Source organism: Pantoea dispersa, assembly GCF_035783935.1.
Lineage (GTDB): Bacteria > Pseudomonadota > Gammaproteobacteria > Enterobacterales > Enterobacteriaceae > Pantoea > Pantoea dispersa_C.
The window spans coordinates 176,496-192,900 of sequence record NZ_JALKOV010000008.1 but is presented as its reverse complement, the minus strand read 5'-3'; the positions used below and the strand labels follow the sequence as shown (position 1 = coordinate 192,900).

At 60.2% G+C, this 16,405-nt stretch carries 13 protein-coding genes; 8 read left to right on the top strand and 5 right to left on the bottom strand.

Going from position 1 to position 16,405, the window contains the following annotated elements:
* Positions 1-16 precede the first annotated feature (16 nt).
* The 3 genes from MXF20_RS16520 to MXF20_RS16510 are packed head-to-tail and all read left to right on the top strand — an operon-like array spanning position 17 to position 3,099.
* Positions 17-1,333, top strand: a complete 1,317-nt coding sequence (locus MXF20_RS16520; protein WP_325970345.1) for a PTS sugar transporter subunit IIC — start codon at positions 17-19, stop codon at positions 1,331-1,333.
* Positions 1,333-1,647 carry a PTS lactose/cellobiose transporter subunit IIA gene (locus MXF20_RS16515; protein WP_325970399.1) on the top strand — a complete coding sequence of 105 codons (315 nt, stop codon included), beginning with the start codon at positions 1,333-1,335 and terminating at the stop codon, positions 1,645-1,647. The genes MXF20_RS16520 and MXF20_RS16515 overlap by 1 nt, the downstream gene beginning before the upstream one ends.
* 12 nt (positions 1,648-1,659) lie before the next feature.
* Entirely contained in the window at positions 1,660-3,099 is a 1,440-nt protein-coding gene (locus MXF20_RS16510; protein WP_325970344.1) for a glycoside hydrolase family 1 protein, read from the top strand.
* Positions 3,100-3,149: 50 nt separating this feature from the next.
* Here MXF20_RS16510 and MXF20_RS16505 read toward each other — a convergent pair whose 3' ends face one another.
* On the bottom strand, positions 3,150-4,529 hold the full coding sequence (locus tag MXF20_RS16505; RefSeq protein WP_325970343.1) for an NAD-dependent succinate-semialdehyde dehydrogenase: 1,380 nt from the start codon (positions 4,527-4,529) through the stop codon (positions 3,150-3,152).
* Between the two features lie 145 nt (positions 4,530-4,674).
* On the opposite strand from MXF20_RS16505, the gene MXF20_RS16500 reads away from it, so the two are divergent.
* Positions 4,675-5,562 carry a LysR substrate-binding domain-containing protein gene (locus MXF20_RS16500; RefSeq protein ID WP_325970342.1) on the top strand — a complete coding sequence of 296 codons (888 nt, stop codon included), beginning with the start codon at positions 4,675-4,677 and terminating at the stop codon, positions 5,560-5,562.
* Here MXF20_RS16500 and MXF20_RS16495 read toward each other — a convergent pair.
* Together MXF20_RS16495 and MXF20_RS16490 are read right to left on the bottom strand one after the other, a co-directional pair.
* Complete coding sequence (locus MXF20_RS16495) at positions 5,557-6,576, bottom strand: LacI family DNA-binding transcriptional regulator (protein WP_325970341.1); 1,020 nt, start codon at positions 6,574-6,576, stop codon at positions 5,557-5,559. The genes MXF20_RS16500 and MXF20_RS16495 overlap by 6 nt on opposite strands.
* Positions 6,577-6,670: 94 nt before the next feature.
* Positions 6,671-7,318, bottom strand: a complete 648-nt coding sequence (locus MXF20_RS16490; RefSeq protein WP_325970340.1) for a type II CAAX endopeptidase family protein — start codon at positions 7,316-7,318, stop codon at positions 6,671-6,673.
* 218 nt (positions 7,319-7,536) lie between these two features.
* On the opposite strand from MXF20_RS16490, the gene MXF20_RS16485 reads away from it, so the two are divergent.
* From MXF20_RS16485 to MXF20_RS16475, 3 genes are all read left to right on the top strand, one after another.
* Positions 7,537-10,131 (top strand): EAL domain-containing protein, encoded by a 2,595-nt coding sequence (locus MXF20_RS16485; RefSeq protein ID WP_325970339.1) that lies wholly within the window; start codon positions 7,537-7,539, stop codon positions 10,129-10,131.
* A gap of 268 nt (positions 10,132-10,399) precedes the next feature.
* Positions 10,400-10,699, top strand: coding sequence for an I78 family peptidase inhibitor (locus MXF20_RS16480; RefSeq protein WP_325970338.1), 300 nt, complete (start codon positions 10,400-10,402; stop codon positions 10,697-10,699).
* A gap of 236 nt (positions 10,700-10,935) precedes the next feature.
* Positions 10,936-11,253 carry a hypothetical protein gene (locus MXF20_RS16475; RefSeq protein ID WP_325970337.1) on the top strand — a complete coding sequence of 106 codons (318 nt, stop codon included), beginning with the start codon at positions 10,936-10,938 and terminating at the stop codon, positions 11,251-11,253.
* Positions 11,254-11,265: 12 nt separating this feature from the next.
* On the opposite strand, the gene MXF20_RS16470 is transcribed toward MXF20_RS16475, so the two are convergent.
* Positions 11,266-11,517 (bottom strand): biofilm development regulator YmgB/AriR family protein, encoded by a 252-nt coding sequence (locus tag MXF20_RS16470; RefSeq protein ID WP_325970336.1) that lies wholly within the window; start codon positions 11,515-11,517, stop codon positions 11,266-11,268.
* A gap of 391 nt (positions 11,518-11,908) precedes the next feature.
* Between MXF20_RS16470 and MXF20_RS16465 the strand changes: the two genes are divergently transcribed.
* Complete coding sequence (locus MXF20_RS16465) at positions 11,909-13,204, top strand: multidrug efflux MFS transporter (RefSeq protein WP_325970335.1); 1,296 nt, start codon at positions 11,909-11,911, stop codon at positions 13,202-13,204.
* On the opposite strand, the gene MXF20_RS16460 is transcribed toward MXF20_RS16465, so the two are convergent.
* Positions 13,137-16,223, bottom strand: a complete 3,087-nt coding sequence (locus tag MXF20_RS16460; protein ID WP_325970334.1) for a beta-galactosidase — start codon at positions 16,221-16,223, stop codon at positions 13,137-13,139. The genes MXF20_RS16465 and MXF20_RS16460 overlap by 68 nt on opposite strands.
* Between the last annotated feature and the right edge of the window lie 182 nt (positions 16,224-16,405).

Genomic DNA, 16,405 nt, shown 5'->3' with positions numbered 1-16,405 from the left:
TGCAAGGAGCTCGCCGATGAGCAGCATAAGCGAATCGTTATTTGGTGTGATTGAAAACCGCATCAGTCCGCTGGCCGGACGTCTCTCCAGCCAGCGTCACGTGATTGCTATCCGCGATGGGTTTATCGCCTCGATGCCGTTTCTGATTGTCGGCTCGTTTATGCTGCTGTTCGCCCATCCGCCGTTCTCGGCCGACAGCTCGTGGGCGTTTGCGCAGTGGTGGCTCGGCATGGTGCGGGCGCATGAAGCGCAAATCATGATGCCGTATAACATGACCATGGGCATCATGGCGCTGTATATCGCCAGCGCTATCGCCTATAACCTGGCGAACAGCTACAAAATGAACGGCTTCATGGCGGCCAGCCTGGCGCTGATGGCGTTTCTGGTGGTGGCCGCGCCACAGAGCAACGGCACGCTGCCGGTCGGTTCACTCGGAGGCGAGGGCATTTTTACCGCGATTCTGGTGGCGCTGTTCACCACCGAGCTGATGCACTTTCTGCAAAAGCACAACATCGGTTTCAAGCTGCCGGAACAGGTACCGCCCAAAATCCGTCAGTCGTTCGATTTGCTGATTCCCATCATCGCTATTTTCATCACGCTGTTTCCGCTCAGCCTGTGGGTGCAGGCGCAGTTTGGTCTGCTGCTGCCACAGGCGATCATGGCGCTGTTTGCACCGATTATCTCTGCCTCGGATTCCCTGCCAGCGGTGCTGGTGGCGGTGCTGCTGTGCCATATGTTGTGGTTCGCCGGTATTCACGGTGCGGTGATTGTTGGTGGCATTCTGCAGGCGTTCTGGCTGACAAACCTTGGCCTCAACCAGCAGGCCCTCAACGCCGGAGAGCCGATCACGCACGTGTTTATCGAGCCGTTCTGGCAGTTCTTCATCGTTATCGGCGGCTCCGGTTCCACCATGGGGCTGGTGCTGCTCTACCTGCGCAGCCAGTCGGCGCATCTGCGCTCCATTGGCAAGCTGAGCATTGTGCCCAGCATGTTCAATATCAACGAACCGGTGATCTTCGGCTCGCCGGTGGTAATGAACCCGACTCTGTTCATTCCGTTTATCTGCGCGCCGTTAGTCAACGCCACGCTCGCCTGGACAGCCACCAAAACCCACCTGATTAACCACGTGGTGTCGCTGGCCCCCTGGACCACGCCGGCACCCATCGGGGCGGCCTGGTCAACCGGCTGGGACTGGCGCGTCATCGTGCTGATTGCCGTGCTGGTGACCATCGCCACGCTGATTTACTACCCGTTTTTCAAAATTTACGAACGGCAGCTGCTGCAGCAGGAGCTGGAGCAGGCCGCCGCAGCGCAACCGCTTAAGGAGGCATGATGGAAATTGATGAGAGCACGGTCATGGAGCTGATTATTCAGGCGGGGGAGGCGCGCTCCTGTGCGATGGAGGCACTGCGCGCGGCACGCCGCAAAGAGTGGCCGCGCGCCGATGCGCTGCTGACCGAAGCCAGCGCGGCTGCCAAAGCCGCACACCGAATCCAGACTGAATTGATTGGTGCCGACGAAGGCTGCGGCAAAATTCCGGTCAATCTGATCATGGTCCACGCGCAGGATCACCTGATGAACGCCATGCTGTGCCGTGAACTGGCGGAAGAGATTATCCAGCTGCGGCGCGAGCTGGCTGCAGACTAACAAGGAGGCAGTATGCAACATCACAATCCCGGTGCGTTTCCGCAGGGCTTTCTGTGGGGCGCTTCAACCTCGGCGTATCAGGTGGAGGGCGCCTGGAACGAGGACGGCAAAGGGCCGTCGGTGATCGATAAAAGCCACTTTCCTGAGGGCATGACGGACTTTACCGTCACCAGCGATCACTATCATCGCTTCCGGGAAGATATCGCGCTGCTGGCGGAGCTTGGGTTAAAAACCTACCGATTCTCCATCGCCTGGAGCCGCATCTATCCGCAGGGTGACGGCGAGCTTAATCCGGCGGGCGTTGCATTTTATCAGCAGCTGATTGATGAGATTTGCCGTCACGGCATTGAGCCGCTGGTCACGCTCTATCACTTCGACCTGCCGTGGGCGCTGCAGCAGGATGGCGGCTGGTCGAACCGGCGCACCGTGGCCGCTTTTGAGCGCTTCGCCATCACCTGTTTTGAGCACTTCGGCGACCAGGTGAAATACTGGCTGACCATCAATGAACAGAACATGATGATCCTCAAAGGCGAAGTGATTGGCACGCTGCCGGCGGGCACCGGGGATGCGCAGAAGACGCTCTATCAGCAGAACCACCATATGATGCTGGCGCAGGCCAAAGCGATGATCGCCTGTCATCAGCTTTTGCCGCAGGCCAAAATTGGCCCGGCACCGAACATCTCCTGTATCTATGCCGCCAGCGCCAGACCGGAAGATGTACTGGCCGCCGATAACTTTTCGGCGATCCGCAACTGGTTGTATCTCGACCTGGCGGTGCATGGCCATTACAACAATGTGGTGTGGGCGTTTCTGCAGCAGCGCGGCTGGCTGCCGCACATTGAGGCGGAGGATATGGCGACCATCGCCGCTGGCCAGCCGGACTTTATCGCCTTCAACTACTATGCGTCGGCCACCGTCAGTGCCGACATGCCTGAGGTCGCGCGCGGCGAGCTCAACAGCAAGCAGCAGGCTGACCAGCAGATGGCCGGCATCGACAAGTCGGTGTACGTCGGCTGCAACAATCCGCATCTGCAGCAGAATCAGTTTGGCTGGTATATCGATCCGGTCGGTTTCCGCATCACCGCGCGCGAGATCTACGCACGCTATCGCCTGCCGCTGATTGTGACGGAAAACGGTCTGGGTGCGTTCGACACGCTGGAGGCGGGCAACAAAGTGTACGACGATTACCGCATAGCCTATCTGCGCGAGCATATCGTTCAGCTGCGGCTGGCGATTGCCGATGGCGTGGAGCTGTTTGGCTACTGTCCGTGGTCGGCGATCGATCTGGTCAGCACCCATCAGGGCATCAGCAAGCGCTACGGCTTTATCTACGTTAACCGTGATGAGCACGATCTGCGCGATCTGGCGCGCTATCGCAAGAAGAGCTTTTTCTGGTATCAGCAGTTGATCCGCAACAACGGCGCACAGCCGGATGCGGAGGTGGAATACTAACGCGCGGCGCGGCGGCACCTCACTGGAGGCATCGCCGCGCTGCAGGCTGATTAACGGTGCTGTCCCGCCATCAGCACATATTTCACCTGGACATATTCTTCGATACCGTAATGGCCACCTTCGCGACCGTAGCCGGATTGCTTGATGCCGCCAAACGGCACCGATGCCGTCCCGACCGAGCCGGAGTTGAGGATCACCATGCCGGCTTCCAGTTTTTTCGCCAGGCGGAAAGCGCGGCCAACGTCACGCGTCCACGCATAAGCCACCAGGCCGTATTCGGTGTCGTTAGCGCAGCGAATCACCTGCTCTTCATCGCTGAAGCGGTAAACAGCAAACACCGGCCCGAAAATCTCGGTGTTGTGCACGGCAAACGAAGCGTCCAGATCGCACAGGATGGTGGGCTCATAGAACAGCCCGCCCTTCGCGTGTGGCTTGCCACCGAGGCGCAGCGTCGCCCCCTGCGCTAGCGCATCGTCCACCAGCGCGGTGACTTTATCGAGCGCCATGCGGTTAATCAGCGGGCCAACCACAAATTCCTGCTGCATGCCCTGATCAACGCGGATCTCGCTGACCGCGTTCACCAGTTGCTCCACAAAGGCATGGTAAATCGCGTCATGCACAAAGATGCGGTTAGGTGAAATACACACCTGGCCGGAGTTGCGCAGTTTGGCGCTGACCAGCCCGGCCACGCTCTCCTCCAGCGGACTGTCGGCGAAGACGATAAACGGTGCGTTGCCGCCCAGCTCCATGGTCATCTTTTTCAGCGTGGCGCCGCACTGCTGTGCCAGCAGTTTGCCGACGCGGGTGGAACCGGTGAAAGAAATTTTGTGGATGCGCGTATCGCTGGTAAAAGCTTCACCGATGGCTTGCGGGTCGCCGGTCACCATCTCAAACACGCCAGCGGGAATGCCGGCCTGACGCGCATACTCCAGCAGCTTATACGCGGTGAGCGGCGTCTCTTCTGCCGGTTTGATGATCATGGTGCAGCCCGCCGCCAGCGCGGTGGCGATTTTGCGGGTGATCATCATGAACGGGAAGTTCCACGGCGTGATGGCGGCGGTCGGGCCGACCGGCTCCTTCACCACCAGCACGGAGGCGCTGGCATCGTGCGACGGCAAAGTATCACCGTTGACGCGTTTGGCCTCTTCCGCATACCACTCAATGAAGCCGAGGCCGTATTCGATTTCGCCCAGCGCTTCGCTCAGGCATTTGCCGTTCTCCCTGACCATCAGTTCAGCAAACAGGTGCTTATCGGCGCGTACCAGATCGTACCAGCCGCGCAGCAGGTCGCTGCGCTGTTTCGCGCTTTTTGCCGCCCATGCCGGAAACGCGGCACAGGTGCGATCGATGGCGGCCGCGACCTCGTCGTGGTGCATGAACGGCGCTTCGCCGACGAGGCTGCCGTCGGCAGGATTGGTGACTTTAATCATTGGGTATGCTCCGGTGTCAGAATTGATGCTTAGCAGCCAGCGTTGTCGGGCCGACTGCCCATGTGCAGAAATGATGCGCGTCTGGCCTTTTCGCCACAATCGATTAAAATTGCTCCACCATTGAGAAAAACTGAACGGTTAACTGATGCGTGATTTGCCACCCCTGAATGCCTTGCTGGCGTTTGAATATGTCGCCCGCAGCGGCAGCGTGCGGGCGGCGGCTGATGGCCTGTCGGTGACGCCAGGCGCGGTGAGTCGTCAGATTCGCCTGCTGGAAGAGTACTTTGGCACGGCGCTGTTTCAGCGTCAGGGACGCGGGCTGGTATTAACGCTGCCCGGCAACGCCTATTTTCTGCAAATCAGCCAGCACCTCGACGGTATTCGCCTGGCAAGCAGCACGCTGCAGCGTAATGCTGGCCGGGCAGTGATTCGGCTGCACTCGTTCACCACGTTTGCTACCCGCTGGCTGATTCCGCGGCTGGCACAGTTTCAGCTGGCGCATCCGGCGATTGACGTGCGCCTGACGACCGCGTCTGACTGGGACGATACGGTGGATTGCGATGCGGCGATCCGGCTTGGTGACGGCAACTGGCCGCAGCAGCACGCCACGCCGCTGGTGAAAAACGTGCTGGTGCCGGTGTGCCGTCCGACGGCTGACCGGCGCGCCAGCATGCACCTGGCCGGGCTGGCGCAGCATACGCTGCTGCTGGTGCGCGGACGGCCCGATGACTGGCAGCGCTGGTGCGAAGCGTTCGGCGTGGAAATGGACGCGCTGCCGCACCGGCGGCAGATGGAGAGTTCGGCGCTGGCCTATCAGGCCGCCATTGAAGGGCAGGGAATTGCGCTGGCGCAGCGCGTGCTGGTGGAAGCGGAGCTGAAGGCCGGCACGCTGATCGCCATGGAGGATTATCAGCTGGACTGTGGCGGGCACACCTATTATCTGGTGCGCCCGCAGGAGAGCGTTAAGGCTGCCACGCTGCAGCGGCTGGAGCAGTGGCTGGTCAAACATGATGACGGCGATCAGGCGTTATGAGCGGCGAAATGGCCCATCGGCCACGGAGGCGCGCTCAATCAGCCGTCCGCTGAACGGCGGCAGCGGCGCAATGGCTTCGCCCTCCAGCATCGCCACCAGCTGCGCCAGCGTGTGCTGAATCATCTCCGCCACCGGCACGTGAACCGTGGTGAGCGGCGGCAGGAAAAATTCGGCCATGCGAATATCGTCAAAGCCCATCAGCGACACATCCTGCGGCAGCCGTTTGCCCGCCGCACTCAGCGCCAGCGCGGCCCCAATCGCCATATCGTCATTGCTGGCCATCAGCGCGCTGAACGGCACGCCGGCGCTCAGCAGCTGGCGCGCCGCTGCCTGACCGCTCTCCGGCGTCCACGCGCCCGGCAATATCCGCGCCGCTTCATACGGTAGCTGATGGTCGGCCAGCGCCTGACGATAGCCAGCCAGACGCGCGTCGGCGGTCGGCGATCCCGACAGGCCGGTAATAAAGGCGATGTCATGGTGACCGCGCGCAATCAGGTAGTTCACCGCATCGCGGGTATTTTGCTGGTGCGAGGCCCAGACGCAGTTTGCCGCGTGCTGCGTCAGACGGCGGTTCACCACCATGATCGGGATGTCGTGCTGGTCGATAATCGCTTCCAGCGCGGCGGTATCGAGGAAACGCGGGTAAATGATGATGGCGTCGCAGCGTAAATCGAGCAGAAACTCAATCGCCGCGCGCTCATCGTCCGCGCAGGTTTTGCCATCGGCCAGAATCAGCTGGCGGCCATAGTTATTGGTCAGCGTGGCGGTCTGATACAGCAGCTCGCTGAAATAGGGGCCGTTAAACAGTGAATGGGTGACGATCAGGCCGATATTCTGCGATTTCTGCGTCGCCAGACTGCGCGCCAGCAGATTCGGGCGGTAGCCGGTTTCCTCTATCGCCTGAAACACTTTCTGCTGCGTGGATTTGCTGACGTAGCGGTTGCCCGCCAGCACGCGCGACACGGTGGCTTTAGAAACACCCGCTTTGCGGGCCACATCCAGCATGGTAATCATTAGCGCTTCCGACCATCATTTCTGCGGGCTAAAAGGCGATAGTACCTGAAAACGCAGGGAAATTGATGGCATCGTTAACAAACAGTGAAGGGGATCAGGCGTAGAACCAGGCGGGCAGGATGGCGATCAGGTTATTCAGCGTATGCAGGAAAATCGGCAGCGCCAGACTGTTGCTGCGCAGACGTGCATAGCAAAGCAGCAGCGAGAACAGCGTCAGCGCAACGATGGTTTCCCAGTGCACGTACTGCGTGTGTAACGCGGCGAACAGCAGCGAAGTGAGCAGCATACAGGCAAAGCGGCTTCTGGGGGCCCACAGCAGAAACGCCTGCAGCAGGAAGCCGCGAAACAGCACTTCTTCAAACACCGGCGCCAGCAGCACGGCGGTAAGCAGCAGGATCAGCATCGAGCTGCGCCCCTGCTGGCTCTGTTCAATCAGCCAGCCTTCCGGCTGCAGGAATTGCGTCTGCGCAACCATCAGCACAAACAGCGCAGTGATAAACAGCAGCGTCTGGCCGGGGCGCAGAAAGCCCAGCGGAATGTCGTTGCGGCGCTGGCAGTAGAAACGGTACAGCGGATAGATCACCGCAAACTCGAACAGACACAATACGGGCACCAGCAAGCCGTTATTGCGCAGCGCCCCGTAATTGGGAAACAGCGTAATCAGCATGGTCACGAGGTAATAAACCACAAAGCTACCCACGTAAAACAGCGTTAACGTAACTTTGTCGGATTGGGTGTCCATAGGCGACTCAGCGGGCAGAGGAAGACGCATAGTAGCAATGGCTATCGGTGCTGTCGAGGTGCGTGTGCGGACATTTTCGCCTGGTCAAATATTCCACCATTAAGACTAAATCTGCTGCCAGCTGCGCCGATAACCCAACACATAACAACAGGCGATGCGGCAACATGATGGCTCCCGCTTTCACCTCTTTTATGGCCTCTGTTTCGCGAGCATGACGCATGAATTCTGAGTATCACCGGCACGCCACGCTGCCTGCCAGCGCCAACATGGAAGCACATACCGTGCGCGCAACGCGCCGCAGCCTGCGCACGCTGACGTCACTGCTGTTTGGCGTGATGCTGCTCTCGATGCTGATGGTGCTGCTGATTGCGCACCGGCAGAACGGCGATGCCATGCGTCAGGACGAAAATCTGCTGCGGCAGGCGTGGCGGACCGGGCAGCATGAAATATTGATTAACCTGCGCGATTACGCCAGCTGGGGCGAAGCGTGGAAAAACCTGCATCTCAGGGTTAATAAACACTGGGCGTGGGATGAGGGAAATTTTGGCGCTGCGCTGTTTCGCGAATATCACTATGACGGCGTGTTCGTGATTGATGGGACAGGGAAGACGCGCTATGCGCTGGTAAAGGGAGCACTGAGTGAGACCACGCTCGACAACTGGCTGGGCATGCCGGGCACGCCGCTGATCGCCGCCGCGCGCAGCCAGCCGCTGGACGGCGTGACGCGCAACGTGCTGATTAACCAGCAGCCGGCAATGGTGGCGGCGATGCCGATTAGCGTCGGTAAAGTGCCGCATCTGCCAACGCTTTCCGGTCCGGCGTCGGTCATGGTGTTCGTTAACGTCGTGACGCCGGACAAGCTGCAGGCGCTGGGACAGCAGCTCAATATCCTGGCGCCGCGTGTCGCCCGCAACCCGCAGGATGCGCAGGCGGAACCGCGGATGATGGAAGCGGCGATGCAGGGAGAATCGGTGGTGCTTCGCTGGCAGGCGCGGCAGCCGGGCAACGGCCTGGTTTGGCTGCTGCTACCGCTGCTGCTGTTCACTGCGCTGACCATCGCGCTGGTGACGCGTCGCGTGGTTCGCCATGCGCTGCGCAACGCCGCCATCTCCGATCGCCGCTTTGAAATGCTGACGCTGAGTCAGCGCGAACTGGCTAACAGCGAAGAGCGCTTTCGCGATCTGGCGGAAGCCGCCTCGGACTGGATCTGGGAAACGGACGATCGGGGACGGCTGTGCTATTTATCGTCGCGCTTTACCCATGTCACCGGCCACGACGTGAAGCGCTGGCTCGGCCGTCCTCTCGACCAGCTGCTCAGCCATCCCAGCCATTCGCTGGTGGCGTGGCTGCAGCGGCACGGCGAGGAGGGACAGTCGCTGCCGCTGCGCTGTCAGTTTTTGTCCGCCAGCGGCGAGCGGCGCATTGGCCAGCTGGCGGCGCGGGTGATCCGGCGTAACGGCCTGCGCGCCGGATTTCGCGGCACGGTATCGGACGTGACGCAGGAAGTCGATGCCGAAGCGCGCATCCAGTTCCTGTCGCGCCACGATTTGCTGACCGGCCTCGCCAACCGTATGCAGTTGCAGGAGTTCCTGACGCTGCATCTGGAGAGCGCCAGCGAGCAGCAACCGCTGTTTGTCATCAACCTCAATCTCGATCAGTTCAAACCGATCAATGACACCTGGGGCCACGCGGTCGGTGATGCGGTGCTGAACGAGATTTCGCAGCGGCTGCAGAATCTGATCGGCCCGGACGAGCTGGCGGCACGGCTGGGGGGCGATGAATTTATCCTGATCCTGCGCGAAGCCAGCCGGGCGGCGCTGGAGTCGCGCTGCCGCTCCCTGCAACATGCGTTACATCAGCCAATTGTCTGCCAGCTGCACCAGCTGAACCTCAGCGCCAGCATGGGGATTGTGTGTGCGCCGCAGGATGCCAGCCAGCCGGAAGCACTGCTGCGGCTGGCGGATATTGCGCTCGACCAGGCACGCAGCGCCGGGCGCGATCGCTGGGAGTGGTACTCCACGGATATGGCCAGCCATTTACAGTCAAAGCGCGACATGGTGCAGGCGATCGAGGCGGCGCTGCGCAGTGACGCTTTTACCCTGCATTATCAGCCGCGCTATCAGCTGCAGCGCGGTCAGCTGGTGGGCGCCGAAGCGCTGATTCGCTGGCAGGTGGAAGAAGATGTGTGGATCACGCCGGATCGCTTTATCCCGCTGGCCGAGGAGAACGGGCTGATTGCCGCCATTAGTGACTGGGTGCTGATGCGCGCCTGTCTGGATGCGCGCGACTGGGGCGAGCAGCGCTATGTGTCGGTGAATATCTCGCCAGTGGAGTTTCGTCATGTCGATCTGGTGGCACGCGTCGCCCATGCGCTGGCAGCCAGCGGCCTGCCGGCCACGCGGCTGGAACTGGAGATCACGGAAAACGTAACCTTTGAGAATCCCGAGCGCGCGCTGGAAATTATGCAGGGGCTGCGCGCGTTGGGCGTACGGCTAACGGTTGATGATTTTGGCACCGGCTATGCCGCGCTGGGTTATCTGAAAACCTTCCCGTTTAACGGACTGAAGATTGATCGCTCATGGATGAAAGAGTTCCCGGAATCGACGCAGGCGCAGTCGGTGGTGGCAGGCATTGTCGGGCTGGCGCGCGCTTTTGCCCTCACCATCACGGCGGAAGGGGTGGAAACAGCTGCGCAACTGGACGCGCTGAAGGCGCTCTCCTGCGAAGAAGGGCAGGGCTACTTTCTGGGACGACCCATGCCGCTTGCGGCGTTCATTGCGCAACTGCAGAACGCAAAAATCAGCGAGGCTTAACGCACCCGGACGGCCACGAAGGTCATCACGATGGCAAAGCCGATAAAAATAGCCAGTTCCATCATTATATCCTCAGAAAAATCTTAGATAATTGTAGCGTCTGAGAGGGTGATTTTTAGACAGAGCGTGCGATTAATCCGAAAAAGTGAGCGGAAGATCGCGCTTTTTGTCACGCAATGCGACCAGTCTGCTGGAAAAATTTTCGCATCGGCGGCACGCTTTGTTACTCTCAGGAACCCGCTTGTTCATTATCCAGGAGGAGAAAATTGTGAACCATTATGGAAAAGCGCTGCTGCTGACAGCGATGCTCGCCTTAACGGCCTGTCAGTCGGCCAGTAAAACGGACAGCAGTCACGCCGCCAGCCACGATCCGGAAGCCGACCAGTGCGGCGCCTCGCAGTACCAGAACACCCTCGGCCAGCCGCTGAGCTCGCTCGATACCCAGCGTTTTGCGGTACCGGTGCGCGCCATTCCATGGAACGGTGCTGCCACCATGGACTTTAATCTGCGTCGTCTGAATTTCCTCGGCGATCAGAGCGGGAAAATTTCCCGGGTCTACTGCGGATAACAGCAAACAGACACGGCATTGTCATCGGGCTGTCATGACGGCGGGCGAGGATAGCTGCGCATTACGAAGATTTCCTCGTCACTCTCGAATATGCAATGCTCGTCTTGTTTCTTCCCGCTGCGGCGGGAATTTTTTTCGCTGTCGTTTGCCCGCCACGCTTGTATCACCGTCATGTATTGAGCGTCGCGACTCAACGGCTGGCAAATCAACAGATTGAACATTAATCAGGAGTGACGATGAAATACCTGACCCGAACACTGTGTTTAACCGTGCTGCTCAGCCCGCTGGCACAGGCCTCAAGCGAAGCAGCATGGCAGCAGCACGACAAAAACCTGCAGCAGGCCTGCCTGCAGGCCAGCGGTCTTAAAGCGGTAAAAGTGGTGGGCAAGCCGATCATGTATGACGACAGCATCGGTTATGACGCGCTGCTGCTGGAAGGCCGTTATCCGCAGAAGCACATGAAAAATCAGCTGGGGCGTGAACTGTGCCTGTATCAGCGTCAGAGCGGTAAAGCGGTGGTCAGCGAAGCCGACCAGTTGCGCGCGGTAAAATAAGCGCGGTGGCCGCTACGTTTGCGGCCCCGCTTCCAGCAGCTGCGCCAGCAGGTTGCGATAACTCTGCAAGCGCTGCTCGTCACCCTCAACCTCCAGCCGGGTAATCACGCGCGCAATCACCGCCTTATTGGTCGCGGGCTGGCCGTCATCCATCAACTCGCGCATGATGGCCGCCAGCAAATCGCTCTCGTGCGGCGCGTGCCAGGCGGGACTGTTGAAGTAGTCGGTAATCGCCCGACTGGCGCTGTCATGGTGCGTTCTCATAGCCGACCTCCGCAGAGACAACGAAGCCTGCCACCCGCGACGGGTAGCCACTGAAAACCTGAGTTAAGCATGCGGACTGTCCAGGACGGGCAGCGCGTCGCCAGGGATAACTGGTGATTTTTTAAACATAGATGCGGTGTGGAATATTGTCAGTAACGAATCGTCATATTTTTTCACGTTTCCTCCCTCCCGCGATGCGCTTATTGAGCCGTGTTGTGGTTAACCGCACATAAAGACACTACAAAAGCGCCGCATTTCCCTATTTGCTGTGAGCAGAATCACGCCCGGCAGCGTAAAACTGCGTTTTTAGCCCGATGCCATGTTTTGCCGTCCGGTAATGTTACGAGATTGTTAGACTGAAACCTCATTTCATTTTCTGACTTCAGCGCCCATGTTACGCTCCATCGAATCCTGGAAGATCAACCTGATATCCGTCTGGTTTGGCTGCTTTTTTACCGGCCTGGCCATCAGCCAAATCATTCCTTTCCTGCCGCTTTACGTCGAAGAGCTGGGGATTCGTGGCGGCAACGCGTTGAGTATCTGGTCAGGCCTGACCTTCAGCGTCACCTTTATTGTCTCCGCCGCCGTGGCCCCTCTATGGGGCAGTCTCGCCGATCGCAAAGGCCGCAAGCTGATGCTGCTGCGCGCCTCGTTTGGCATGGGCGCGGTGATTCTGCTGCAGGCGTTTGTCACCCAGGCGTGGCAGCTGTTGCTGTTGCGCGCGCTGATGGGACTGACGTCCGGTTATATACCTAACGCCATGGCGCTGGTGGCGGCTCAGGTACCGCGTGAGCGCAGCGGCTGGGCGCTGAGCTGCGTGTCGACCGGACAAATTGGCGGCGTGATCCTCGGGCCGATGATTGGCGGTCTGCTGGCCGACTGGCTGGGCCTGCGCATGGTGTTTATCGTTACCGCGGTGCTGCTGATGGTCAGCTTTCTGGTAACGCTGTTTCTGATTAAGGAGACCGGCTACACGCCGGTGAGCAAGCAGGACAAACTCAGCGGCCGCGAAGTGTTTCGCAGCCTCGATAATCCACGCCTGATGTTCTGCCTGTTCGTCACCACCATGGTGATTCAGATGTGTAACGGCTCGGTGAATCCTATCCTGACGCTGTTCGTGCGTGAGCTGGCACCGGATGCGCAGAACATCGCCTTTCTTAGCGGCGTGATTGCTGCGCTGCCCGGCGTGTCGGCGCTGATTGCCGCACCGCGCCTCGGCAAGCTCGGCGATCGCATCGGTACCCAGCGTATTTTGCTGGCGACGATGATCGCCTCGCTGCTGCTGCTGATTGCCATGTCGTTTGTCACCAGCGCCACGCAGCTCGGCGTGCTGCGTTTCCTGCTTGGTTTTGCCGATGGCGCGATGATGCCGGCGGTGCAAACCCTGCTGGTGCGCCATTCGCGCGATAACGTTACCGGGCGCATCTTCGGCTACAACCAGTCGTTTATGTACCTGGGTAACGTTGCCGGACCGCTGCTGGGCGCCGCGGTTTCTGCCGTCAGCGGTTACCGCTGGGTATTTTTCGCCACCGCGATTGTCGTGCTGCTCAACGTGCTGCTGCTGCAGCGCTTCTATCGCCGGCCGAAAACGGAGCTAAAGCCGCTCAGCCCGGCCGCCACTAAACCGGCTGACGCAGCGTCAGCGCATAGTGCCAGCGCCGCTGAGAAAGCAAAAACTCCGGGCTGACGCTCGGACTCCACGAATCGTCGCCGCCAACGCCCATGTGGAAGCCGTCAAGATGCAGCCAGCAGCCGGGTTCGTCCTGCAGCAGATGGCGGTGCGAGGCGGCGCGCAGCTGCTCAAGGCTATGACGGCTGATCGAGAAGGCAAAGTTGCCGCTCACCTGCCAGCTGCCGCTGTCCAGCTGGTGCGTGCCGCAGCGCAGGCCATTCTCGCCGGGAAAGACATAGCCGGTGCTGAGCGCCGCGAGCGGCAGCTGCCAGCGTGAAAACTGCGCCGCCAGCTGACGATCCGGATAGTTTTCATGGGGCCCCAGTCCCAGCCAGCTCACCTGCTGCGGGACGTGAGCCAGCTGGCAGCGCAGGCCAATGCGCGCCGGCGGCGGCAAACCGGCGGCCTGCTGAACATCAACGCTGAGGGTCAGTTCGCCGCTGCCGCTGATCAGGTAGCGCTTGTGGCTGGTAAACAGGTGCTGGCCGTCACCCAGTACGCGATGCCAGGTTTCAATCTGCACGCCGTGCTGCAGGCTGTCGACCTGCATCGCCAGCAACTCTGTTTGCAGCCGATCGTAGCCTGCGCGTTTCCAGCGCTCGACCCAGGCGTTAGGGTCGATACTGGCGGCTTCACTGGTGCCGATATCGTTATCGATCGGCGCGCGAACAAAACACTCCTCCAGCGGCGTCAGCATGGTTTCACGATCGTTCACCCACCACTGCAGCAGCACGCCGCTGCGGCGACAGAAGTGCCAGCGCTGGGTCGGCAGCACTACCGCCACCAGATTGTGATTGGTTTCCAGCAGCGGGGCGCTGGCGCTGAGCTGCGGCAGCGGCGCGGGCAGGGCTGCGGGCAGCGCCCACTGATCCCACGCCACGCAATGATCCGCCGCTGACCAGGACGTGGCAGCAATCTGGTGCACCGCGAGATTAAGCCACGCTTCACCCTGCAACGCATCCGGCGCGGGCACCGTGAAGGTGTGGCTGCCCTCTGCATCGAGATCCAGTACGAATTCACCGTGGCAGAGCGTGACGCCGTCCTGCTCAATCCACCAGCGCAGCCGTTCGTTATCGCTGCGGCGGAACAGGTATTCGCTGGTAACGGTCACGCGATACGCATCGTCGGGATGGCGTGCAAACTGGAAAAACTGCTGGGCACGCTGCGCTTCGAACAGCGCCGGATGCGGCGTGCGATCGGCGAATACCAGCCCGTTCATGCAGAACTGACGATCGTTGGGCGTGTCCCCAAAATCGCCGCCGTACGCCTGCCACGGCTGGCCATGTTCGTCATAGCGCGTCAGACTTTGATCGACCCAGTCCCAGACAAAGCCGCCCTGCAGACGCGGGAACTGACGAAACGCCTGCCAGTATTTGGCAAAGCCGCCAAAGCTGTTTCCCATCGCATGAGCGTATTCGCACAAAATCAGTGGACGCGCTTCATCCGGCAGGCCGATCCACTTTTTCAGCGACCACTTCGGCACCGCCGGGAAGGGCTGGTCCTGATCGACGCGCGCATACATCGGGCACAAAATGTCGGTGGCCGCCGTGTTGGCACCGCCGCCCTCATACTGCACCGGGCGCGTGCTGTCGCTGCTTTTCACCCAGCGGTAGAGCGCATCGTGCGTGCTGCCGTGGCCGGACTCATTGCCCAGCGACCAGATAATGATGCAGGTATGATTGCGATCGCGCTGCACCATGCGCGTTACGCGTTCGCTATAGGCGGCAAACCAGCGCGGGTCGTCGGAGAGGCGGTTCATCGGCTGCATGCCGTGCGTTTCGATATTGGCTTCGTCCACCACGTACAGGCCGTACTCATCACACAGCCGATACCACAGCGGATGGTTAGGATAGTGGGCGCAGCGCACCGCGTTAAAGTTGTGGCGCTTCATCAGCTCAATGTCCTGACGCATGCTGGCTTCATCCACCACCTGACCGCGCTCGGGATGGTGCTCATGGCGGTTGACGCCGCGTATCAGCAGCGGCTTGCCATTGAGGCACAGCTGGCCATGTTCAATGCTGACGCGACGGAAACCCACGTCGTAAGCTTCGGCTTCGATCACCTCGCCAGCGCTGTCGAGCAACGACACCACCGCGCGGTAGAGATGCGGCGTTTCAGCGCTCCACAACAGCGGTTGCGTGACCGGTAGCACCAGCAGCGCACGTTCCGGATAGTGCCCCCGTTCATCAATGATGGCGCTGCCCGGCGGTTGTTCGTGTTGTGCGATACAGTCACCGTTGCGCCATAGCGTGACGCGCACCCGACACGCACTGAGCGGGCGCGCGCCGGCATGGATTTTGACGCTTACCCGCAGATCGCCGCGCAGATATTCCGGGCTGAGTGCGGTTTCGATCTGCACATCGCTCAGGCGGGTGTCCGGTTTGTGCAGCAGCGTCACGTCGCGGAAAATGCCGCTCATGCGCCACATGTCCTGATCTTCCAGATAGCTGCCGTCGCTCCAGCGCAGCACCATCACCGCCAGACGATTGATCCCCGGCTGCAGCACGTGGCTGAGGTCAAATTCCGCCGGTAAGCGGCTATCCTGTGAATAGCCAATCCACTGTCCGTTACACCACAAGTAAAAGGCCGAGCTTACGCCATCAAAGATGATGCGCGTCTGTCCGTGGCGTAACCAGCTGTCATTAACTTTAAATGTGAGCGAGTAACATCCGGTGGGGTTCTCGCGCGGCACCAAAGGGGGATTGACCGGAATCGGGTACTGCACGTTGGTGTAAATCGGCGCGTCGTAGCCGTGCAACTGCCAGTTGGCGGGCACCGGCAGCGTCGCGGCATCTGGCAGGTCCTGCAACAGCCAGCTGTGCGGCACGGCTTCCGGCGCAGTGAAATAGCTGAAGGCCCACTGGCCGTTCAGTAACTGCTGCGCAGGTGAGAGATGGCCATCGCGCGCGCTGGCTTCATCACGCCAGCTGGCAAACGGTGGATGGGCATCAAGACGATGCAGGCTGGTGATCACCGGGTTTTCCCAGTCACGGCGCGCCAGCACTTCACTCAGAGAAACAGCCGCTAAGGTCATAGTGAGATCTCATTAATTGTATTGCGCTCACATTGCGTGAAATGGCCTTAGCTGTAAAGACGCAGCGCGCAATTTTGTTACTGCGCGCACAGCGAGCAGCACTGACGTTTGCGGCATAGCGTTCGCTGTAACTTAAGCTGGTGTATTGCGCGGTCTGTGAGGCTTTTTTAGCGGTTTCTTGC

Coding starts and splice junctions, on each gene's coding strand:
- MXF20_RS16520 (WP_325970345.1), top strand. CDS start 17: ATGAGCAGCATAAGCGAATCGTTATTTGGTGTGATTGAAAACCGCATC.
- MXF20_RS16515 (WP_325970399.1), top strand. CDS start 1,333: ATGGAAATTGATGAGAGCACGGTCATGGAGCTGATTATTCAGGCGGGG.
- MXF20_RS16510 (WP_325970344.1), top strand. CDS start 1,660: ATGCAACATCACAATCCCGGTGCGTTTCCGCAGGGCTTTCTGTGGGGC.
- MXF20_RS16505 (WP_325970343.1), bottom strand. CDS start 4,529: ATGATTAAAGTCACCAATCCTGCCGACGGCAGCCTCGTCGGCGAAGCG.
- MXF20_RS16500 (WP_325970342.1), top strand. CDS start 4,675: ATGCGTGATTTGCCACCCCTGAATGCCTTGCTGGCGTTTGAATATGTC.
- MXF20_RS16495 (WP_325970341.1), bottom strand. CDS start 6,576: ATGATTACCATGCTGGATGTGGCCCGCAAAGCGGGTGTTTCTAAAGCC.
- MXF20_RS16490 (WP_325970340.1), bottom strand. CDS start 7,318: ATGGACACCCAATCCGACAAAGTTACGTTAACGCTGTTTTACGTGGGT.
- MXF20_RS16485 (WP_325970339.1), top strand. CDS start 7,537: ATGAATTCTGAGTATCACCGGCACGCCACGCTGCCTGCCAGCGCCAAC.
- MXF20_RS16475 (WP_325970337.1), top strand. CDS start 10,936: ATGAAATACCTGACCCGAACACTGTGTTTAACCGTGCTGCTCAGCCCG.
- MXF20_RS16470 (WP_325970336.1), bottom strand. CDS start 11,517: ATGAGAACGCACCATGACAGCGCCAGTCGGGCGATTACCGACTACTTC.
- MXF20_RS16465 (WP_325970335.1), top strand. CDS start 11,909: ATGTTACGCTCCATCGAATCCTGGAAGATCAACCTGATATCCGTCTGG.
- MXF20_RS16460 (WP_325970334.1), bottom strand. CDS start 16,223: ATGACCTTAGCGGCTGTTTCTCTGAGTGAAGTGCTGGCGCGCCGTGAC.